Raw genomic sequence first — 17,781 nt, 5'->3', positions numbered from 1 at the left:
GATCCTGACACAGCGCAGTTTAGCAAGCGGCAAACTGCTGCTGGAAAAACTGGATCACTACCTTTAAGCCCGCCTTCATATGATGGCGGTTTGGATACACCAGATGCAGCGGCAGTGGATCTGGCATGTAGTCCTGCATCACCTCAACCAGACTGCCATTTTGCAGCTCTTTTTCCACCTGATAACGGGTGACAAACAACAAGCCCATATCAGCCAAAGCTGCATGTTTTAATGCTCTGTTGCTGTTGCATAACACCCGGCCTGACGTTAAGACTTCAATGCTCTGATCCATATACCGAAAGAACCAGGTGCGATCCGCAATGGAAGATCCTGAACTTAAACATTGGTGATGACATAAATCTGCCGGGCTTTGGGGGGTGCCAAACTCTTTCAGATAGCCCGGCGAAGCCACCATGGTAATAGGTAACCCCGGCAGTGATCGGGCAATAAGACTGGAATTGGCTAAACGACCAAAACGCATGCCCAAATCCATTTTTTCTGCAATCAGGTCGACCACTTTGTCATTTAAATCCAGTTCAACACTCAACTTCGGGTATTGTTTCAAAAGCTCAGGCAACAAAGGAGCAATCAACAGAGTGCCAAAGGTGACAGGCACACTGATACGAATTAAACCTGAAGGTTCGTCACGCAGTTCGGATAAGTGATGTTCGGCCTGATCAGCCTGAGTCACAACCTGTTGGCAGTACTCAAAAAACGCCTCACCTTCGGACGTTAAACTCAACTGGCGGGTCGAGCGCTGTAATAAACGTACATTTAAATGTTGCTCTAAACGACTGATGGCTTTGCTGACTGCACCTTTGGACATATCCAAGGCTACAGCAGCCTGGGTAAAACTGCGGCTTTCTACTACTTTGGCAAACGTAGCCATATCACTTAAACGCTGAAGCAACGACATCCCTGCACCTTTTTCTTATGCTGTTTTCGTTGTTGATTTTAACCAGATTTTTTCACTCTGACTGTTTCTTTTAGGAAACTATCTGTCTTTGTCAGCATGACTAATCAAAAGCTTGCACAGCCTCTACACTGCTCATTATTCAAACAACGAGACTCAGACCACAAGGAGACAGCTTTATGTTCAAACAAAGTTTAATTCAGGTTTTTAAAGGCTTAGCTGAGTTTCATGGTTATGTGCCAGTAGCTCCAGCAGCACAAACTGAACCCGATAAATCGACAACTGCCTGTCAGATAAAACAGGCTGTAGTTCCAGTTCCAAAGCAAGCGGCGACCGTCAGTTGCTGCTAATCACCAGTTCCTAGCTAATAGGCGTTGCCGCCTCTTGCCCACCATAGCGGTGGGCTTTTTTTTATGTACAGGAGGTACGGTACACCGAAAATGCAGGAGCATATTTTCGGTGACGCACAATATTGCTGAGACTATTGTCGAACCACTGTTAAAAAACAAAAACTGCACCATACTTTGTACCTGTTATTTTTCAACGACAGGGAGAGCATCATGCTTTATCAGGTCAAAACCGGAGATACCTTAAGCACCATAGCTGCCAGTTATTATGGCGATAGCAGCAAAGCCAGTTGGATAGCAAGCCAGAATCATCTGACCAACCCTAACCAGATTTATCCGGGTCAGCAGTTACAGTTGCCAGATTTCCCGACCACAACATCAGCCTCACTGGTGAGTCCTGCTTTGTTATCTGCTTTATGCCCAAACTTAAGCAGCAGTGCTTTGAGTAGTTTCTGCAACGCGTTGGATCTGGATTTACCTAAAGCTCAAATCACACCGCCTTTATGTGTTGCACATTTTATGGCGCAAACGGCCCATGAAAGTGCTGGTTACTCGCAGCTGAGAGAAAACCTGAACTACAGTGCCTCTGCCCTGACCTCTTTATTTGCGAAGTATTTTGTTGGCATTGACGTGAATAGCTACGCCCGTCAGCCGGAAAAAATAGCCAACCGTATTTATACCAACAGAATGGGAAATGGCAATGAACAAAGTGGTGACGGCTGGGCCTACCGAGGCCGCGGCATTATTCAATTGACAGGTAAAGCAAACTATCAGGCTTTTAGCCAGGACTGGGGCGTAGATGTGGTCAGCCAGCCAGATTTAGTCGCCACAGATCCTGTGTTGGCAGTGGCGTCTGGCTGCTGGTATTGGCAAAAACGTAATATTAATGCTGCGGCACAAGCTGATGATTTGACCAAAGTCACCCAACTGATTAACGGTGGCACCAATGGTATAGAAGACAGAGCGCATTTGCTTGGCATAGCTAAACAACAGATGGGGCTAAATTAACCACAAAAATCGTAGGGGCAGGGTTTATCCCCGCCCGTCAAAAATGTCAGTCCAATCCAGGGGACGACGGGAAGTTAGAACTCGTCTGGTAGCTTTAACTTCTCAAACAAAATACCGGCAAGGGTGCGGTTATTCACATTCAGTTTGCGCAAAATTGCCGACACATGCTGCTTGATGGTGGTTTCCTGCACCTGCATTTCATAGGCAATTTGTTTATTCAGCAAACCGTCGGCAATCATTTTCAGCACACGAAATTGCTGGGGTGTCAGTTGCTCCAGCCTGCGGGAAAAATCCTGATCAATCAGATCCCTGGCTTTTTCCACTTCGTTGACCAGTTCAGCCGGTACCCAACTCTCCCCAGCCACCACCTGCGCTACGGCTTCGGATAATAAATCCAGCGGCGCAGATTTTGGAATATAAGCTGAAGCCCCCAGCTGTAAGGCTTGTTTAATGACAGCAGGATCTTCAATCGCAGACACCATCAAAATGGAGATATCAGGGTATTCAGTGCGAAGCGAAGTTAAACCAGCAAAACCTTCAGCATCCGGCAGCTTTAAATCCAGAAAGATCATTTCGGTATCAGGGTGTTGCAGCAATAAAGCCCATAACTGCGCCATGCTATTGGCTTGCAGCAATACAGCATCAGTGCCAAGAATTTGTTGGGAAGCTTGTGCCAAAGCGACACGGAATAACGGGTGGTCATCAGCAATAATCGCAATCATAACAGCGCAGTATCAACTTTATAAAACCTCTTTTCACCATACTGAACCGGGGCTTTCGCCCCGGCAAGTGTTTTTTAGCCTTCGTACCTAAAGCAGCAGATATGGGCGGAGATAAACCCCGCCCTTACGCCATCAAAGCTTAGAAACGGTATCCCAAAGTTAAACTATAAGTTCTTGGGTCGCCGTAGTAGGCAGTAATAGTTTGTTCACCCGCTAACAGTGGGAAGTTGTAACCGGCAATACGGGTTTCTTTATCACCTATGTTACGCACCTGAGCAGACAAGTCCCAGTGACCATCGTTGGAGTACCAGGTGGCACCAGCGTTGAAGATAGTGTAGCCACCAAAGTCCAGCACTGAAGGTACTTCAAAAATCTGCGTATCGGCGCGGTACGAACCCATAACGTTATAAACGATTTCGCCTATGCCAGCACTTTGGGTGTATTTCAGACCTAAAGTACCAGTCCATTCCGGAGTATTGGCAAAAGACCAGACATCGGATACATCAACATTCGTCTGGGAAGCCGCATCAAAAAACACCACTTCGTTAAACTTAGCGTCTGTGTAACCTAAGATACCTGTTAACTCTAAGTTGTTGGTCAGAACAGAGATCATCTCCACTTCAAAACCACGGATATCAGCGCTGGCCGCATTTAATACCTGAGAAGCCACAGTATTATTCACAGCCCGCTGCACAGTCACTTGCATATCGTCATAGCTGGAGCTAAAAGCTGCAGCATTTAAACGTAAAGTGCGATCATTCCACTCACTTTTAAAACCAAGTTCAAAAGTATCTACCGTCTCTTCCTGATAAGGATCGCCCGCATTTGGGTTAATCGACTGGTTGCCGCGCATATCAAAACCACCGGATTTAAAACCGTCGGTGTACGAGCCATACCACATAAAGTTGTCGTTGCTTTGATATTCAAAACCTACACGGGGTGAAAAATGACTGAAGGTTTCGCTGCCTTCAAAGTCTGACTGCACAGCAATAGGAGTGCCTGCATCACGTGGTCTTTTGTAGCCTAAGTACACAAAACGATAAACTTCTGCGTCTTTATCATCTTCGGTATAACGGCCACCTAAAGTGAAAGACAGCTTATCTGTGTACTGATAACTACCTTGCACATAAGCAGCCACACTGTCGGTTTCAACACAACCACCATTTTCAGTGGTTACACCCAGGCCTTGCACCAGCACAGTACCAAAAGCACCACAGGCGTCACCTTTAAAATAATACAGACCAGATGCCATCGTCAGTTTGTCGCCGTTAAACAACAACTGCAGTTCCTGCGTTGTTTGTTCGTCTTCGTAAAAGGCCGGTACGTCTAATGAAGGTAATTCTGTCGCATCAAAGTCGATATTGGTATCTGTCACGCCTTCACGTTTAGCGGTAATGGATTTGACGGTCCAGTTGCTATTGATATCCCAGGCAATAGTCAGCGACTGACCTTCAGTCACCACTGAGTTGTCGGCTGGCATGCTGGTATTGGAATCAAATACGCTTTCTGGTGGCGCATCACCAGTGACTAAACTAGGAGTTAAACGATGGCCGCCTTTGGAGTTTGAATCATCTTCAGTGCGATCAGCCGCAAAACTAAAACGTAAATTATCTGTCGCCTGATACTGCAGACTGACACGGCCAGTCAGAATATCTTTATCGTAGTTTTCTGCGCCTGTATTGAGGTAAGTACCAAAACCATCACGATTCAGCGTGGCTAAGGCGGCACCAAAAAACAACTTGTCTGTTAATGCGGTCTGGCCAGCAATTTTAAAGTCTTTTTGGCCATAGTTACCTACAGTGCCACGTAGGCTGAGCTCATTATCACCACTCAAAGGCTTAGTGATGTATTTCACCGCGCCGCCTATGGTATTGCGGCCATATAAAGTGCCCTGAGGGCCACGCAATACTTCAATGCGTTCTACATCATATACATCCATAGCAGCGCCCTGAGGGCGGGCCATATAGACGTCATCAATATAAATACCAACGCCAGGTTCAAAACCCCAGAGCGGATCCTGCTGACCTATACCACGGATATATGCCGTTAAAGTACTGTTGGTACCACGGGACACCTGCAAGGTTGTATTCGGCGAATAGGCCTGCACTGCTGTTAAGTTTTCAATGCCACGCTGAGCCAGAGCTTCTGCACCTATAGAGGTTACAGCAACAGGTACCTGCTGCAGGTTTTCAGCCGTTTTACGAGCAGTCACCTGAATGACTTCAAGCGTCGCTTCTTCTTGTTCTGCTGTTTGTGCTGCAGTTTCGTCGCTGGCCTGTTCTGCCATTACCGGATGGATTAAAGCGGACCCTATCAGCACTGCTAATAAAGTGGGTTGGAATACAGTCTTCGTCTTCTTATTGTTATGGGCCATGTGCCTTCTCCTGCTAACTTGTCCAGTACCACTCTAGGCTGTCCTGTCGAAATGTTAAGCTGTACCTTAGTACTATACCTGCCACAAACTACAGTAAGCGCATGAAAATAAAAGAGTTAACAAACAGAACAGCAATAAGACTGTACCTTAGTACTATGGTTTGACCTACAGCTTTACACCAGACTAAAGAAAAAACACAAGGTTGTTTCTATGCTGAGTTTATTTGGTCTGTTGGCGGGGTTGGTGTTACTGATAGTGCTGACCATGCGCGGGGTAAACCTGTTTATTCTGGCGCCACTCTGCGCTTTATTTGTGGCTTTGTTTAATGGCATTCCATTTTGGCTGGCCGATAACCCAGCCAATTTTGTGCAGGGTTATATGTCGGGTTTCGCCGGTTTTGTTTCCAGCTGGTTTTTAATGTTTTTACTGGGGGCCCTGTTTGGCAAGCTGATGGAACATACAGGCGCTGCCGACGCTGTGGCGCTTGCCATAGTCAAACGTATCGGCAAACAACGCGCTGTACTGGCTGTTGTTTTAGCTTGTGCTGTGCTGACTTACGGTGGCGTCAGCATTTTTGTCGTGGCCTTTTCAGCTTACCCTATGGCAGTTAGCTTATTTAAAGACGCCAACCTGCCGCGGCGTTTTATTCCGGCCGCTTTAGGTTTAGGTTCTGTTACTTTTACTATGACCTCAGCAGGTTCGCCTGAAATTCAAAACTGGATCCCTATTCAATACCTCGGCACCAGCCCTTATGCGGGCTGGGAAGTCAGCATCATAGTGGCGGTTTTTATGGCCATAGTAGGTTATTGCTGGCTGATGAAGATGATCAAAACCGCGATGGCAAAAGGCGAACACTTCGAAAGCCGCGAAGCGGATCCTGTAGTCGGCGACAAAGCCTTACCTCATCCTATGATGGGTATTTTGCCTTTGCTGGTGGTACTGTTGTTGTCGTATTTATTACATGATTCACTACAACAAGCCGCCTTAATAGTGGCGCTGACAGGTGGTGTCAGCACTTTGTATTTACTCAATCGCAAGTTCTTAACCTCTTTGGGCCAGACTCTGGATCAAGGCGCAACAGGGGCATTAATTGCCATAGGCAATACAGCAGCTGTGGTCGGTTTTGGTTCAGTCGCCAAGCTGACACCAGCTTTTGCTGCTGTGGTCGAAACCATGACGCATTTACCAGGCTCTGAGCTGATAGGCGCTGCTGTGGCTGTTAGTGTGATTGCGGGTTTAACAGGTTCAGCCTCAGGCGGTCAAGCCATAGCCCTGCCTGAGATAGCCCCTGTCTATTTAGAGCGAGGGGTGGATGCAGAGCAGTTACACCGCGTGGTCGCTATTTCATCCGGCGCTTTGGACTCATTGCCTCACAATGGTTATGTGGTCACTACTATTCGTGCTATCTGTGGTGAAAGCCATCAAAATGCCTACTGGCCTGTCGCCGCTGTGACAGTAGTGGTACCGACTTTGGGCGTGATGCTGGCTATTTTCCTGTTTCAATGGTTGTGATCAAAGCTTTGCTGAAAGGATTTAAAATGAAACTATGGCTTGGTTTTATGCTGCTGTTCAGCAGCCTTGTTCAGGCGGCAGAGCTGCCTTTAGTACAAAAACAGCAGCTTGAACTGGCGCGCTTTACCACTCAAAGTGGTGTGGCTTTAAAGCAGGTCAAAGTCGGTTGGGAGGCTTATGGCAAGCTCAATGCCGATAAATCCAATGTCATTTTAATCACCCATTATTTTTCCGGCAGCTCCCATGCTGCAGGCAAATACCGCGCTACAGATGCAGCGCCAGGCTACTGGGACAAAATTATCGGTCCTGGTAAAGCCATAGATACCAACAAATTCTATGTACTGAGTGTCGACAGTCTGGCCAACCTGAATGCTTTTTCACCCGACGTGATCACCACAGGCCCAGCCAGTGTTAATCCGGATACAGGCAAAGCTTATGGTTTAACTTTTCCTGTGGTTACCATTCTCGATTTTGTTGAAGTGCAAAAAGCCCTGCTAGATAAACTCGGTATTCAAAAACTCTATGCCGTGATAGGCCCATCCATGGGTTCCTTTCAGGCAATTGAATGGGCTGTCAGTTATCCGGATAAAGTGGAGCGTTTATTGCCCGTTATAGGCACGGCTTATATCGACAGTTTCAGTGCAATACGTTTAGAACGTTGGGCTCAGCCTATAAAACAGGACCCAGATTGGAACAAAGGTGCTTATCCGTTCACACAACAACCCGCTGGACTAACACGAGCTTTAGCTTATGTGATTCAGGATGCACTGAACCCGGAGTTATTTAATCAAAGCTACCCAGCTCCGGCTTTAGATACAGCTATTCATCAGGATATTCAGGCCGAACTACCAGCCTGGAAACAGCTGATGAGCGCCGCTAAACAACGCTCAGCGCTGATGGACGCTAATTCGTTGCTCTATCTGGTGCGGGCCTCGCAATTATGGCGCGCTGGTATGGGCGATAACTGGCAACAAAAGCTCAAAAGCGTGAAAGCAAAAACTTTGTGGTTACCCGCTACCGGTGATTTATTGCTGACACCGGCTATGGCAAAACACAGCAAAGATCAGATGCCAGGCGCTGGCTACGAAGAGATTGGTGGTCAGGCAGGTCATTTAGATGGGCTTTTGAATATTCAAAGCAAAGCAGAGCAAATACGGCTGTTTTTGGCAGACTAACTTTTTGAAACTATATAGCTCGACATAGCTTACTTCCACCCTGTTGAGGTTTGCCCGCCTCTGGTTTTCAGCTAAGGTCTATACCTTAGCTGTTTTTTTATCTCCGTTCAGACACGCGCAAACAACACCAAATGATCCAGTTCCAGCTTAATACCAATGCGGCTGTGCAGTTGATGATCATGATGGCTTGGCGCTAAACAATACACCTGCTCTGCCCCTTCTAACTCCAGGCTATACAAAATATGCGAACCACGGAAGGATTTACTCACTACTTTAGCGGTAAAACCACTTTGATCGTCGTGCACTATATCGTCCGGCCGCACCAGCAAATCAACAGTGACACCAGAGCCAAAATTCGACTGAGTCTGGGCAAAAACACCTAAGGCTGTGTATACCTTTTCATCCGCCAGGATTTCACCTTTAAGTAAAGCACCGTGACCAACAAAGTCCGCCACAAATCGGTTCGCCGGCTGATGATACAACTCGTAGGCACTGCCCCACTGCTGTAGCTTGCCATGCTGCATCACACCTATCTGATCAGCCATCGCAAAAGCTTCAAACTGATCATGAGTCACCATCAAAGCGCTGATCCCACGCTGCTTGATAATGGCTCTGATATCCTGCGCCAAAGCTTCACGTAAATCAGCGTCTAAACCGGAAAAAGGCTCATCCAATAACAAGACTTCGGGCTCTGGCGCTAAAGCCCGGGCTAAAGCCACCCGCTGCTGCTGACCACCAGACAGCTGATGCACATAACGCTCGCCTAATGTCGGCAAGCCGACTAAAGCTAACAGTTCCTTTACTACCTGTTGCTGCTGTGCTTTTGGCTTTTTCTTTAAGCCAAAGGCAATATTTTGCACCACTGTCAGGTGCGGAAAAAGCGCGAAATCCTGAAACACCATACCAATACGGCGCTGCTCAGGATTCATCATTCTGCCGGGCTCCGACAAGATTGCATCGGCCAACACAACAGAGCCAGTTTGCACAGGTTCAAAACCAGCGATAGCTCGTAATAAACTGGTTTTACCGCAGCCGGAAGGCCCTAACAAACAGCCGATCTGACCTTGTTGCAAAGTGAGACTAACGTCTTTGACCACAGTGGCTGGGCCATAAGCTATGGAAACCTGTTGTAAAACCAGCACTAAGTTGCTCCTCTGTTAGAACGATCCAAAGCGCGGGACAGCAGGATCACCGGAATTAAACCTATCAGTACTATGGCAAGGGCTGGCAAAGCTGCATCGGCCAACCGCTCGTCTGAGGCCAGCTCGTAAGTACGCACCGACAAGGTATTAAAGTTAAAAGGCCGCAGCAATAAAGTGGCAGGTAACTCTTTTAATACATCCACAAATACCAGCAATAGAGCACTCAATACCGAAGCCCGAAGCAGCGGCAAATGCACTCGCTTGAGCACACCAACCGGGCTTTCACCTAAGCTACGGGCGGCATTGTCCATTGAAGGCGTAATGTTCATCAGGCCTGCTTCGACACTATGCAAAGCCACAGCGATAAAACGTACTGTGTAAGCCAGCACCAGCGCTACTAAAGTGCCGGACAATAATAAACCAGTGCGAATGCCAAACTGCTGCTCAGCCCATAAATCAATGGAGTTATCCAAAGCGGCCAGCGGTAACATCACCCCAATAGCTATGACTGTGCCTGGTAAGGCGTAGCCCATAGAGGCTATGCGTACAGGTAAAACCAAAGACCAATGGCCGGATAAACGCTTGGCATAAGCAAAACATAAAGCCAGACTAGCTGTGACTAGAGCCGTTAAAGCAGCCAGCGAAAAGCTATTCAGTAGCAGTTGGATAAAATCTGGTGACAGCAGCTGATCAACACGATCACAAGCCCAGCCCAACAGCTGCAAAGCAGGCAACAGAAAACCTAAAAGCACTGGTACTAAACAAAGCAGTAACATGCTAAATCCGGCCAGTCCCTGCACAGGCTGGCGGGTCGGTTCCTGCTGTTTTTGGCCTTGCTGATAAAACTTCAGTTTGCGTCTGGACCATTGCTCCAGATAAAGCAACAACAACACAAAACTACACAAAAGCGCCGATAATTGCGCAGCCCCAACCTGATTGCCCATGCCAAACCAGGTGCGGAAAATACCAGTGGTAAAGGTAGTGACACCAAAATACTGCACTGTGCCGTAATCAGCCAAAGCTTCCATCATCGCCAATGCTGCCCCTGTCAAAATCGCAGGGCGAGCCACAGGCAAAGCCACCTTCCAGAAATGCTGGCGCGGTGTAAAGCCTAAAGTGCGGCTGGCTTCAAGTAATGAACCTGACTGTTGGCGAAAGGCTGTGCGTGCCAACATATAAACATAAGGGTAAAGCACCAGCGACAACATCAGAATAGCGCCGGGCAAAGAGCGGATTTCAGGGAAATAATAATCGCCGTAAGACCAGTCAAACCAAAGCCGCAACTGACTTTGCACAGGCCCGGCGAAATCCAGTAAGCCGGTATAGCTATACGCCATAATATAAGCCGGAATCGCCATAGGCAGCAGCAATAACCACTGCACCACTGTTCTGCCAATAAACTGATAACGCGCCACAGTCCAGGCCATTAAAGTACCGATACCAGCACTTAACACACCTACACCCAAAGCCAATAACAAAGAGTTAGTGACATAATCGACCAGCACAGTTTCCAGCAAATGCGCCCACAGCTCAGGCTGAGGTGTCAGCAAAGAGCCCAGCACCACCAGCACAGGCACTGCCAGTAGCAAAGCGAATACAGTGATAGTCCGGCTAAATAACGGGCTGGTCAAAAATTGGATATCCTTTTAATAAAATTACGCCGGCAAAAGCCGGCGTAATTTAGTCTGTACGCAGAGGAATTACTTCCAGCCCGCCTTGTCCATCACCTGAATAGCCTTAGCGTTTAATTCGCCTAAGGTCGATAATTGTAACTGCTCAGCCTTAAATTGCCCAAAAGATTCAAGGCGTTGACTCCACTTCACATCAGCTACTACCGGATATTCATGGTTAGTCACGGCGTACCAGCTTTGGCTTTCAGGTTTCACCATATATTCCAACAGCTTTATCGCTTCAGCTTTGTTCGGTGCATACTTAGCAACACCAGCACCAGAGATATTGATATGAGCGCCACGGTCCTGCTGATTTGGCCAGAATACTTTCACCGCTTCAGCTGCAGCTTTATCACCAGCATCATCAAACATACCACCTAAGTAATAAGTGTTCGCTATGGCGATATCACAAACACCAGCGGCAGCTGCTTTGATTTGGTCGCGGTCTCCACCTTTTGGCGGCTGAGCGAAGTTTTTGACAAAGCCATTCGCCCAGGCCTGAGTTTTTTCTTCACCCAACTGAGCAATTAAAGCAGCGACCATAGACTGGTTATAAATATTGTCGGACGAACGCACGCAGATTTTGCCTTTCCATTTTGGGTCGGCTAAATCTTCGATACTGCTTAACTGCTCTGGTTTCACTTTACCCGGCACATACATGATAGGACGGGCACGTTTAGTTAAACCAAACCACTGCTGTTTTGGATCACGTAAAGCAGCAGGAATAGCGTCGGTCAGGACCTTTGAATCAATAGGCTGTAATAAACCCTGCACTTCGGCGCGATATAAACGGCCGACGTCAGTGCTGATCAGCAAGTCAGCCGGGCTGTTACGACCTTCACTTTGCATCCGGCTAATCAGTTCATCTGGCTTACCAGTGATCAAATTCACTTTAATACCAGTGTCCTTGCTGAATTTATCCAGCATAGGTTTTAGCAATTCTTCCTGACGGCCAGAATACACATTCACTTCTGCAGCCTGCGCCAAAGTCGCGGCTGTTAAGGCCGCAGCCACTAAAGATTTTTGCCAGAATTTCATCGAATACTCCATTGGGGTTCACTGAAAGTTGCCGCAGTATAGCCACAAACAAGAACTGTTCTCAAATAACTATCAGTGTTTTGCCATAAATGGCTGGTTTGTGAGGTTAGACGGCAACGCCTCAACTTTTGATTATACGGCTGAGTAACGATACCGGTTTTGCGCATGATAGTTGACGTTACATTCTTCGACAAAAAATGAATTCCGATTTGTTGCGAAATAAGGAAAACGAACCTAATTTAGTTACTGGAGTTGGCAAGATAAGAAAATATCGGGCGTCGGAAAAGTAGTGAGCTGCCACTGGATGCTTTCGCAAGCGACTCTTATAAATCTTTAATTACAGATTAAATTTCAAATAGTTGCCTAAATTTTACTTTGGCATCAACAGACAAAGTACAGCCCGAAACCATACAGAGTGATCTAATCTCTCACAAAGGAGAAATCATGAATAATCAGGGAAACATAAGCAGGCAGTCATCTATTGCGCCCCCCAACTCCAGCACTATTCTGCTCACACTGGCTGATCAGTCAGGTATAGCTTCAACAAGCGGAGCGGCCTGGGTTGCTGGATTTATTAATGGAGGAGCCAGTAATCTGCAGATCCTGCAGTCAGATGGTAGTTTTGCAGATCCAGCTGCAGCCACCATAGTTTCTGTCGCAGCCACTAGCTCTTGGCAAGGCACTGGCATTCAGATCAGCCAAGGTGCTTTAACTACGAACACTGTCGCCTACGTCAGCGGAAAGTGGACTGCAGATCCGCAGACAAATGGAGGAAATCTTTACGACGCAAACGGCTGCCCAGGCCTCAATGTTCCTTCGGATCAAACAGAGTTTCCCATGGTAGGGGTAGCCATGGGGGCCCTGGTAGGGAAAATCGGTGAAACCGGTACTCCATTTTTTATAGGAGACGGCTACTGGTTCAGTAGCATGGCTCAGACATCCGGCGAGTTATACCTCTGTATCAATGATGACTTAACCGGTGCTTATGGCGCTGGTTTGACGGATAACAGTGGCAGCCTGACTGTCGAAATCACACAAGGGTTGCCGTTTTACCTGCTTTCAAGCATTTCTACCGTAACGCTTGCAACACAGACCAATGGGGCAAATCGTCTGATTTTCGTTGTTTCCCCGTCACAACCACCTGCTATGCCGATCGCTGTTTATTCGCCGCTTGGCTATACCGCCTATCCTTATGCCAACCCGCCAGGCATAGCAGCTCCTGGTCCTTTCGACATTTTTGAATTTGGTATGGATGCAGCTGCTGATCTTTCTGCTGTAAACGGGCTGGGGCTCAACCTTTCTTTTAGTTACAACTCCGAGCAATATGGTGTTGATACAGCAGTTTCACGCCAGCAAGTTGGCAGTGCCTATTCAAGCTTTATAACAAACGAAGGCAGCATGGCTTCGCCCTTCGCTCAGCTTCTGTACCAGACATCCATAGGCAATGGGGCGCCAAATCCGCCAACCGTCATAGGGAACCAGTTTTTTGCGATAGCAGACCCAAATGATTTGCTGCAGGCCATGCTCATTCAGGGCAGCGGTATTGCAGCCGATAATGCGTTGGCCAGCTACTGGGATTCCACTTTGGCAAGCTTCTTTGGACTTAATCAATACCTGAGTATCAATCTCGGTGGCAGCAACATTTATAGCGGACAATGTCAGCAACAAACCAATCCATCAACAAATACCCAGACCAATGCCTATACCCTGACGAATTCCAACAATACGTCCTACACCTTTTATCAACCTCCGGCAGGTATAGAAAGTGCTTTGTATGTGTTTGAACAGGCGTTTAATCAATATACGCCCGCAGGCTCGGGCGGAGACGCCGGATTACTGCAGGATTGTATATGGGAAGCTTTGTGCCGTGGCGTTGCAACAGCTGGTGTTTTTGCCACAGAAAAGACAGCGGGTGAATCTACACAAGCCTGGAATACTGCAGCCAATTGGTACGCTGCTAATAGTACCTGCCACTACTATGCAAAGTTTCTTCACTGCTCAGATGTGAATGGTGAAGATTTCAGAACATCCGGACAAGATCCCATTTTATACGGAGGCGCCGCTTATGGTTTCAGTATGGATGAAGATCCGATAGGGCCAGGTTTTAGTGGAAACGTCCCCTCGAAGACCAAAGAAAATGTTCCAGGTGGTTCAGTAATGAACATAGTTTTAGGTCCCTGGAGCACCTAGCTCTCAAAGCTACTGTGCTTTGGTCTCTGTCGGAAAGTCCGGATAGAGTTTCAGGCATCAGTATCAGCCATGCCTACCAGATGGCAGCAGTCAAAACCTGCTGTCACCTGAGTTTCATTTTTGAAATTTCAAGTTACATAGGATACGGGGAAACATAATTCACCTGCTTACTGAGTCAGGCCGCAACTTCAGCACTTGAACATATAAATCCTGTGCTTGCTGATTTGGGATAGCTGCCAGCGTCACGCTACCATTGGCGGTACTGAATTTAACCTGCACCAGTTGCTGCTTGTGAAAAAATAACGACTGCACCAGCTGTACTTTTTGCACCTGTTGCAGCGGCACTATTTGCCAGTACTGACCAAGGCCACCATGCCACAGATACAACACCTGATCCTGCACACAGAATCCATGCCAACGGTGATAAGCCCAAAGGTCTGCCAACAGCCAAAATGAGGCAACAAACAACACTACAGCGCCCGTACTCAGAGCAATAACCGAGCTTTGCCACAATACAACCACGAGCAGACAAAACAGCAAAATGATAATGCCCCTTATCACCAACAAGCGCCGGAAATAAGCTGGAACATAACGCTGCAAGGGTAGCTTTTGGATATCAGACAAAGCTAAAAGTTGCTGAGCCTGCAATTGCTGATTGATGTCATCACCAGTCTGGCCTAACAGCGCAAATTTACTTTTCTGTTCCAGAGAATTTGTGAAACCATGAAAAATAAGTGAAAAGTGACCAAAAAACCGCGCCAGCCACGGCTGACGGACAGTGAGCATCTGCACCCTTTTTGTCTGGATCCGCTGTGATTTTTTCAGAAAAGTGCCCTGGAGCAGCTGTAATTGCTGGCCATCACGCAAAAAACGCTGTGGATAAAGCCAAATCCAGGTCATCAGCACTAACACCAAAACCACCAGCAGCAACAGGCTCAGGCTGGCCGCTATTTGCAATGTGAAACTCTGTTCTAGCCCTGATTGTTGCAACACCTCACGGCCCTGAGCAAACCAGTGTTCAAAGAGCTCGCCATCAAACTGCGACTGAGCCGCTCCAAAAACGGCCAATAGTGGCAACCACAAATGCTTGTTGTACAAAGTCGCAAGCCAGATCCGAAAAAATGGCGTGGAAGGAACAGTCTGATCAACCTGCACGTCTCCCTGTAATAGAGCAAGTTGCTGTGACGTCAGACCGGTCAGATAAAACTCCTGTTGCTGACTACCGGCACTATCAAGACTGACTGTAAATAAGCGCAGCAGCCTGAAGTAAAAAGGTTGTTGAACCTGTAGTTCCTGAATACGCGAATTCGCCAACAGCAGATGTTCTTTTTGCAGCACACCACGGCGCAGCTCAATACCTTGAGCAGAAACGCGAAACTGGGTATAGCGCCAGTTTAGCACCGCACTGCCGAGTATCAGCAGTGCCAAAGCCGTTATCCCATAGGGTGCATAAGCCTGAAACCTATCGCTAAAGGACAAATAGGCCCCACCCAGAATCACACCAGCCCATTGCGTTACAGCTTTCACCAACAAAGGCAGCAAGGCCCAGATAGAACTGCGCTGCCAATGCTCAGTTGCCGCCGACTGTTCTGGCATATCAGTGTTCAGCATCAGTATCCCCACGCGGGATCAACTGACTAAGCTGCTCACTCAATGCCTGCGCGACCCTATATTCTATATCAGCCAGCGCAGCTTCAGCATCCAGACCACCAGCGGTGTAGACTTTTAAAGTCGCCAATCCAAAGCGTTTTTGTAGTGGCCCCTGACTAATAGTCACATGTTGCACACGATGCAAAGGGATCAAGGCAGCTCTACGCCACAGCACGCCTGATTGCAGCAAAAAATCCTGAGTACGGAGTAAAAATCTGGTGTGCCGGATATCCAGCGGTAAGCAAAACCAACTGGCCAGAAATATCAGTCCGGTCAGGCCCCAACATGCTAAAACCAGCGGAAATAGCCAGTGCGAATCCCACCACCACTGCGCAACCATTAATCCGCTTACCACAACAATTAAAGTCAGCAACCAGCTGTAGCGTCTTTTGGTCAAAGCCACAGTGGGTAGCAACAACCACTGATCCGGTAACGGACCGGTCAGGCATTGGTCATCTAAAAATCCAGCGTCAAGCAGCTGATTGGTCATGGTTAAGCTTCCTTGTTTTCAATAGTGCCAGCATATCGCAAAGGCCTGCTTCTCCCAAAATTTAGGTTTACATACGGGAAAACATATATAAACTACTACATATGGTTTTCCATATGTAAAGTAATAGGCCATGCAACTCAACCCCATCACCTTTTTTAAAGCCCTGTCAGATGAAACACGGCTGCGCAGTTTGCTGCTTATTCAGCAGGAGCAAGAACTTTGTGTTTGTGAACTGGTGGCTGCGCTGGCAGATATTCAGCCGAAAATCTCCCGTCATTTAGCCCAGTTGCGCCGCGATGGTATTTTGCTGGACCGTAAACAAGGCTTATGGGTGTATTACCGCTTAAATCCTGAATTACCAGACTGGGCTCTGTTGTGTCTGCATCAAACAGGCGCTGCGAATTCTGGCTGGCTGGAGTTAAACCAACAGCAATTGTGCCAGATGGGCGACAGGCCAGAACGGCAAAAAGGCTGCTGTTAATTCAGCGTAACGGCATCAAAGCGGAGCACGGCAATGGGATTATTTGAACGCTATTTATCGGTCTGGGTTGCATTGGCTATGCTGCTGGGTGTGATTGCCGGTAACCTGACACCTGGCCTGTTTCAGTTAGTAGCTTCATTTGAATATGCCCAGGTGAATCTGGTGATTGCACTTTTTATCTGGGTCATGATTTATCCAATGATGGTGCAAATTGACTTTAGCGCTATCAAAGATGTGACCAAAAAACCCAAAGGCATAGTGCTGACATTGGTGGTGAACTGGCTGATCAAACCTTTTACTATGGCGCTGCTCGGCTGGTTGTTTTTCCGTGTATTGTTTGCCGATTGGGTCGACCCACAAACTGCGACTGAATATATAGCTGGCATGATCTTACTGGGCGTAGCACCTTGCACCGCTATGGTTTTCGTCTGGAGTCAGTTGACCAAAGGTGATGCCAACTACACTCTGGTGCAGGTCTCGATTAACGACATTATTATGATTTTTGCCTTTGCGCCTATCAGCGCTTTGCTGTTGGGCGTGTCAGACATCACTGTGCCCTGGTCGACCCTGATTTTATCTGTGGTGCTTTATGTGTTGCTGCCGCTATTGGCCGGTGTCTGGACCAGAAAATTTTTTGCCACTAAAGAGCCTGAAAAACTGACGGCTTTGCTGGCGCAGATCAAACCCTGGTCTGTGTTTGGCTTGCTAGCCACTGTAGTGCTGTTATTTGGTTTTCAGGCGCAAACTATTTTGAATCAGCCGCTCGCCATAGTGCTGATTGCCATTCCGTTACTGCTGCAAACCTACGGCATCTTTGCTTTGACTTATTTTGCCGGCTGCAAACTACATTTGCCTCATAACATAGCGGCCCCTGCCGGTATGGTCGGTGCCAGTAACTTTTTTGAATTAGCAGTGGCTGTGGCCATCTCACTTTTTGGTCTGAATTCAGGCGCAGCCCTTGCCACAGTGGTAGGTGTGCTGGTTGAAGTGCCTGTGATGTTATCGCTGGTGTGGTTTGCTAACCGCACCAGCCACTGGTTTTTGCGCAATTAATAAAATATTGCATAGC

The 17,781-nt window shown here is 47.6% G+C and carries 15 protein-coding genes; 7 read left to right on the top strand and 8 right to left on the bottom strand.

The window, feature by feature from the left end:
* Positions 1-19: 19 nt before the first annotated feature.
* A complete protein-coding gene (locus LSG34_RS04215; RefSeq protein ID WP_233007570.1) occupies positions 20-916 on the bottom strand; it encodes a LysR family transcriptional regulator in 897 nt (298 codons plus the stop codon).
* Positions 917-1,092: 176 nt separating this feature from the next.
* Between LSG34_RS04215 and LSG34_RS04210 the strand changes: the two genes are divergently transcribed.
* Positions 1,093-1,263 carry a hypothetical protein gene (locus tag LSG34_RS04210; protein ID WP_233007569.1) on the top strand — a complete coding sequence of 57 codons (171 nt, stop codon included), beginning with the start codon at positions 1,093-1,095 and terminating at the stop codon, positions 1,261-1,263.
* 210 nt (positions 1,264-1,473) lie between these two features.
* Complete coding sequence (locus LSG34_RS04205; RefSeq protein WP_233007568.1) at positions 1,474-2,268, top strand: glycoside hydrolase family 19 protein; 795 nt, start codon at positions 1,474-1,476, stop codon at positions 2,266-2,268.
* 74 nt (positions 2,269-2,342) lie between these two features.
* On the opposite strand, the gene LSG34_RS04200 is transcribed toward LSG34_RS04205, so the two are convergent.
* Positions 2,343-2,990: a response regulator gene (locus LSG34_RS04200; protein ID WP_233007567.1), complete on the bottom strand. Its 648-nt coding sequence runs from the start codon at positions 2,988-2,990 to the stop codon at positions 2,343-2,345.
* A 139-nt stretch (positions 2,991-3,129) separates the two neighbouring features.
* Positions 3,130-5,364: a TonB-dependent receptor gene (locus LSG34_RS04195; RefSeq protein WP_233007566.1), complete on the bottom strand. Its 2,235-nt coding sequence runs from the start codon at positions 5,362-5,364 to the stop codon at positions 3,130-3,132.
* Positions 5,365-5,574: 210 nt separating this feature from the next.
* Here LSG34_RS04195 and LSG34_RS04190 point away from each other — a divergent pair, with 210 nt between their 5' ends.
* Together LSG34_RS04190 and LSG34_RS04185 are read left to right on the top strand one after the other, a co-directional pair.
* Complete coding sequence (locus tag LSG34_RS04190; RefSeq protein WP_233007565.1) at positions 5,575-6,876, top strand: GntP family permease; 1,302 nt, start codon at positions 5,575-5,577, stop codon at positions 6,874-6,876.
* Positions 6,877-6,902: 26 nt separating this feature from the next.
* Positions 6,903-8,051 carry an E22 family MetX-like putative esterase gene (locus tag LSG34_RS04185; RefSeq protein ID WP_233007564.1) on the top strand — a complete coding sequence of 383 codons (1,149 nt, stop codon included), beginning with the start codon at positions 6,903-6,905 and terminating at the stop codon, positions 8,049-8,051.
* 107 nt (positions 8,052-8,158) lie between these two features.
* On the opposite strand, the gene LSG34_RS04180 is transcribed toward LSG34_RS04185, so the two are convergent.
* From LSG34_RS04180 to LSG34_RS04170, 3 genes are all read right to left on the bottom strand, one after another.
* Positions 8,159-9,193, bottom strand: a complete 1,035-nt coding sequence (locus tag LSG34_RS04180) for an ABC transporter ATP-binding protein (protein ID WP_233007563.1) — start codon at positions 9,191-9,193, stop codon at positions 8,159-8,161.
* The gene (locus tag LSG34_RS04175; protein WP_233007562.1) at positions 9,193-10,824 is read right to left on the bottom strand and encodes an ABC transporter permease; all 1,632 of its coding nucleotides are present in this window, start codon (positions 10,822-10,824) and stop codon (positions 9,193-9,195) included. Before LSG34_RS04175 ends, LSG34_RS04180 begins: the two co-directional genes overlap by 1 nt.
* Positions 10,825-10,893: 69 nt before the next feature.
* Positions 10,894-11,901, bottom strand: coding sequence for a Fe(3+) ABC transporter substrate-binding protein (locus tag LSG34_RS04170; protein WP_233007561.1), 1,008 nt, complete (start codon positions 11,899-11,901; stop codon positions 10,894-10,896).
* Positions 11,902-12,345: 444 nt separating this feature from the next.
* Between LSG34_RS04170 and LSG34_RS04165 the strand changes: the two genes are divergently transcribed.
* Positions 12,346-14,091, top strand: a complete 1,746-nt coding sequence (locus LSG34_RS04165) for a hypothetical protein (protein WP_233007560.1) — start codon at positions 12,346-12,348, stop codon at positions 14,089-14,091.
* Between the two features lie 159 nt (positions 14,092-14,250).
* Here LSG34_RS04165 and LSG34_RS04160 read toward each other — a convergent pair whose 3' ends face one another.
* Positions 14,251-15,702: a PH domain-containing protein gene (locus LSG34_RS04160; protein WP_233007559.1), complete on the bottom strand. Its 1,452-nt coding sequence runs from the start codon at positions 15,700-15,702 to the stop codon at positions 14,251-14,253.
* Positions 15,689-16,231, bottom strand: coding sequence for a PH domain-containing protein (locus LSG34_RS04155; protein WP_233007558.1), 543 nt, complete (start codon positions 16,229-16,231; stop codon positions 15,689-15,691). Before LSG34_RS04155 ends, LSG34_RS04160 begins: the two co-directional genes overlap by 14 nt.
* Before the next feature lie 130 nt (positions 16,232-16,361).
* Here LSG34_RS04155 and LSG34_RS04150 point away from each other — a divergent pair, with 130 nt between their 5' ends.
* Both LSG34_RS04150 and arsB read left to right on the top strand, forming a co-directional pair.
* Positions 16,362-16,712, top strand: a complete 351-nt coding sequence (locus tag LSG34_RS04150; protein WP_233007557.1) for a metalloregulator ArsR/SmtB family transcription factor — start codon at positions 16,362-16,364, stop codon at positions 16,710-16,712.
* Positions 16,713-16,745: 33 nt separating this feature from the next.
* Positions 16,746-17,765, top strand: coding sequence for an ACR3 family arsenite efflux transporter (gene arsB, locus LSG34_RS04145; RefSeq protein WP_233007556.1), 1,020 nt, complete (start codon positions 16,746-16,748; stop codon positions 17,763-17,765).
* The last annotated feature ends 16 nt before the right edge of the window (positions 17,766-17,781 follow it).

It is taken from the genome of Rheinheimera faecalis (genome assembly GCF_021290965.1).
Classification (GTDB): Bacteria; Pseudomonadota; Gammaproteobacteria; order Enterobacterales; family Alteromonadaceae; genus Pararheinheimera; species Pararheinheimera faecalis.
Note: the sequence above shows the minus strand (reverse complement) of the source record. Positions and strands in the feature narration are given on the sequence as shown.

Coding starts and splice junctions, on each gene's coding strand:
- LSG34_RS04215 (WP_233007570.1), bottom strand. CDS start 916: ATGTCGTTGCTTCAGCGTTTAAGTGATATGGCTACGTTTGCCAAAGTA.
- LSG34_RS04210 (WP_233007569.1), top strand. CDS start 1,093: ATGTTCAAACAAAGTTTAATTCAGGTTTTTAAAGGCTTAGCTGAGTTT.
- LSG34_RS04205 (WP_233007568.1), top strand. CDS start 1,474: ATGCTTTATCAGGTCAAAACCGGAGATACCTTAAGCACCATAGCTGCC.
- LSG34_RS04200 (WP_233007567.1), bottom strand. CDS start 2,990: ATGATTGCGATTATTGCTGATGACCACCCGTTATTCCGTGTCGCTTTG.
- LSG34_RS04195 (WP_233007566.1), bottom strand. CDS start 5,364: ATGGCCCATAACAATAAGAAGACGAAGACTGTATTCCAACCCACTTTA.
- LSG34_RS04190 (WP_233007565.1), top strand. CDS start 5,575: ATGCTGAGTTTATTTGGTCTGTTGGCGGGGTTGGTGTTACTGATAGTG.
- LSG34_RS04185 (WP_233007564.1), top strand. CDS start 6,903: ATGAAACTATGGCTTGGTTTTATGCTGCTGTTCAGCAGCCTTGTTCAG.
- LSG34_RS04170 (WP_233007561.1), bottom strand. CDS start 11,901: ATGAAATTCTGGCAAAAATCTTTAGTGGCTGCGGCCTTAACAGCCGCG.
- LSG34_RS04165 (WP_233007560.1), top strand. CDS start 12,346: ATGAATAATCAGGGAAACATAAGCAGGCAGTCATCTATTGCGCCCCCC.
- LSG34_RS04160 (WP_233007559.1), bottom strand. CDS start 15,702: ATGCTGAACACTGATATGCCAGAACAGTCGGCGGCAACTGAGCATTGG.
- LSG34_RS04155 (WP_233007558.1), bottom strand. CDS start 16,231: ATGACCAATCAGCTGCTTGACGCTGGATTTTTAGATGACCAATGCCTG.
- LSG34_RS04150 (WP_233007557.1), top strand. CDS start 16,362: ATGCAACTCAACCCCATCACCTTTTTTAAAGCCCTGTCAGATGAAACA.
- arsB (WP_233007556.1), top strand. CDS start 16,746: ATGGGATTATTTGAACGCTATTTATCGGTCTGGGTTGCATTGGCTATG.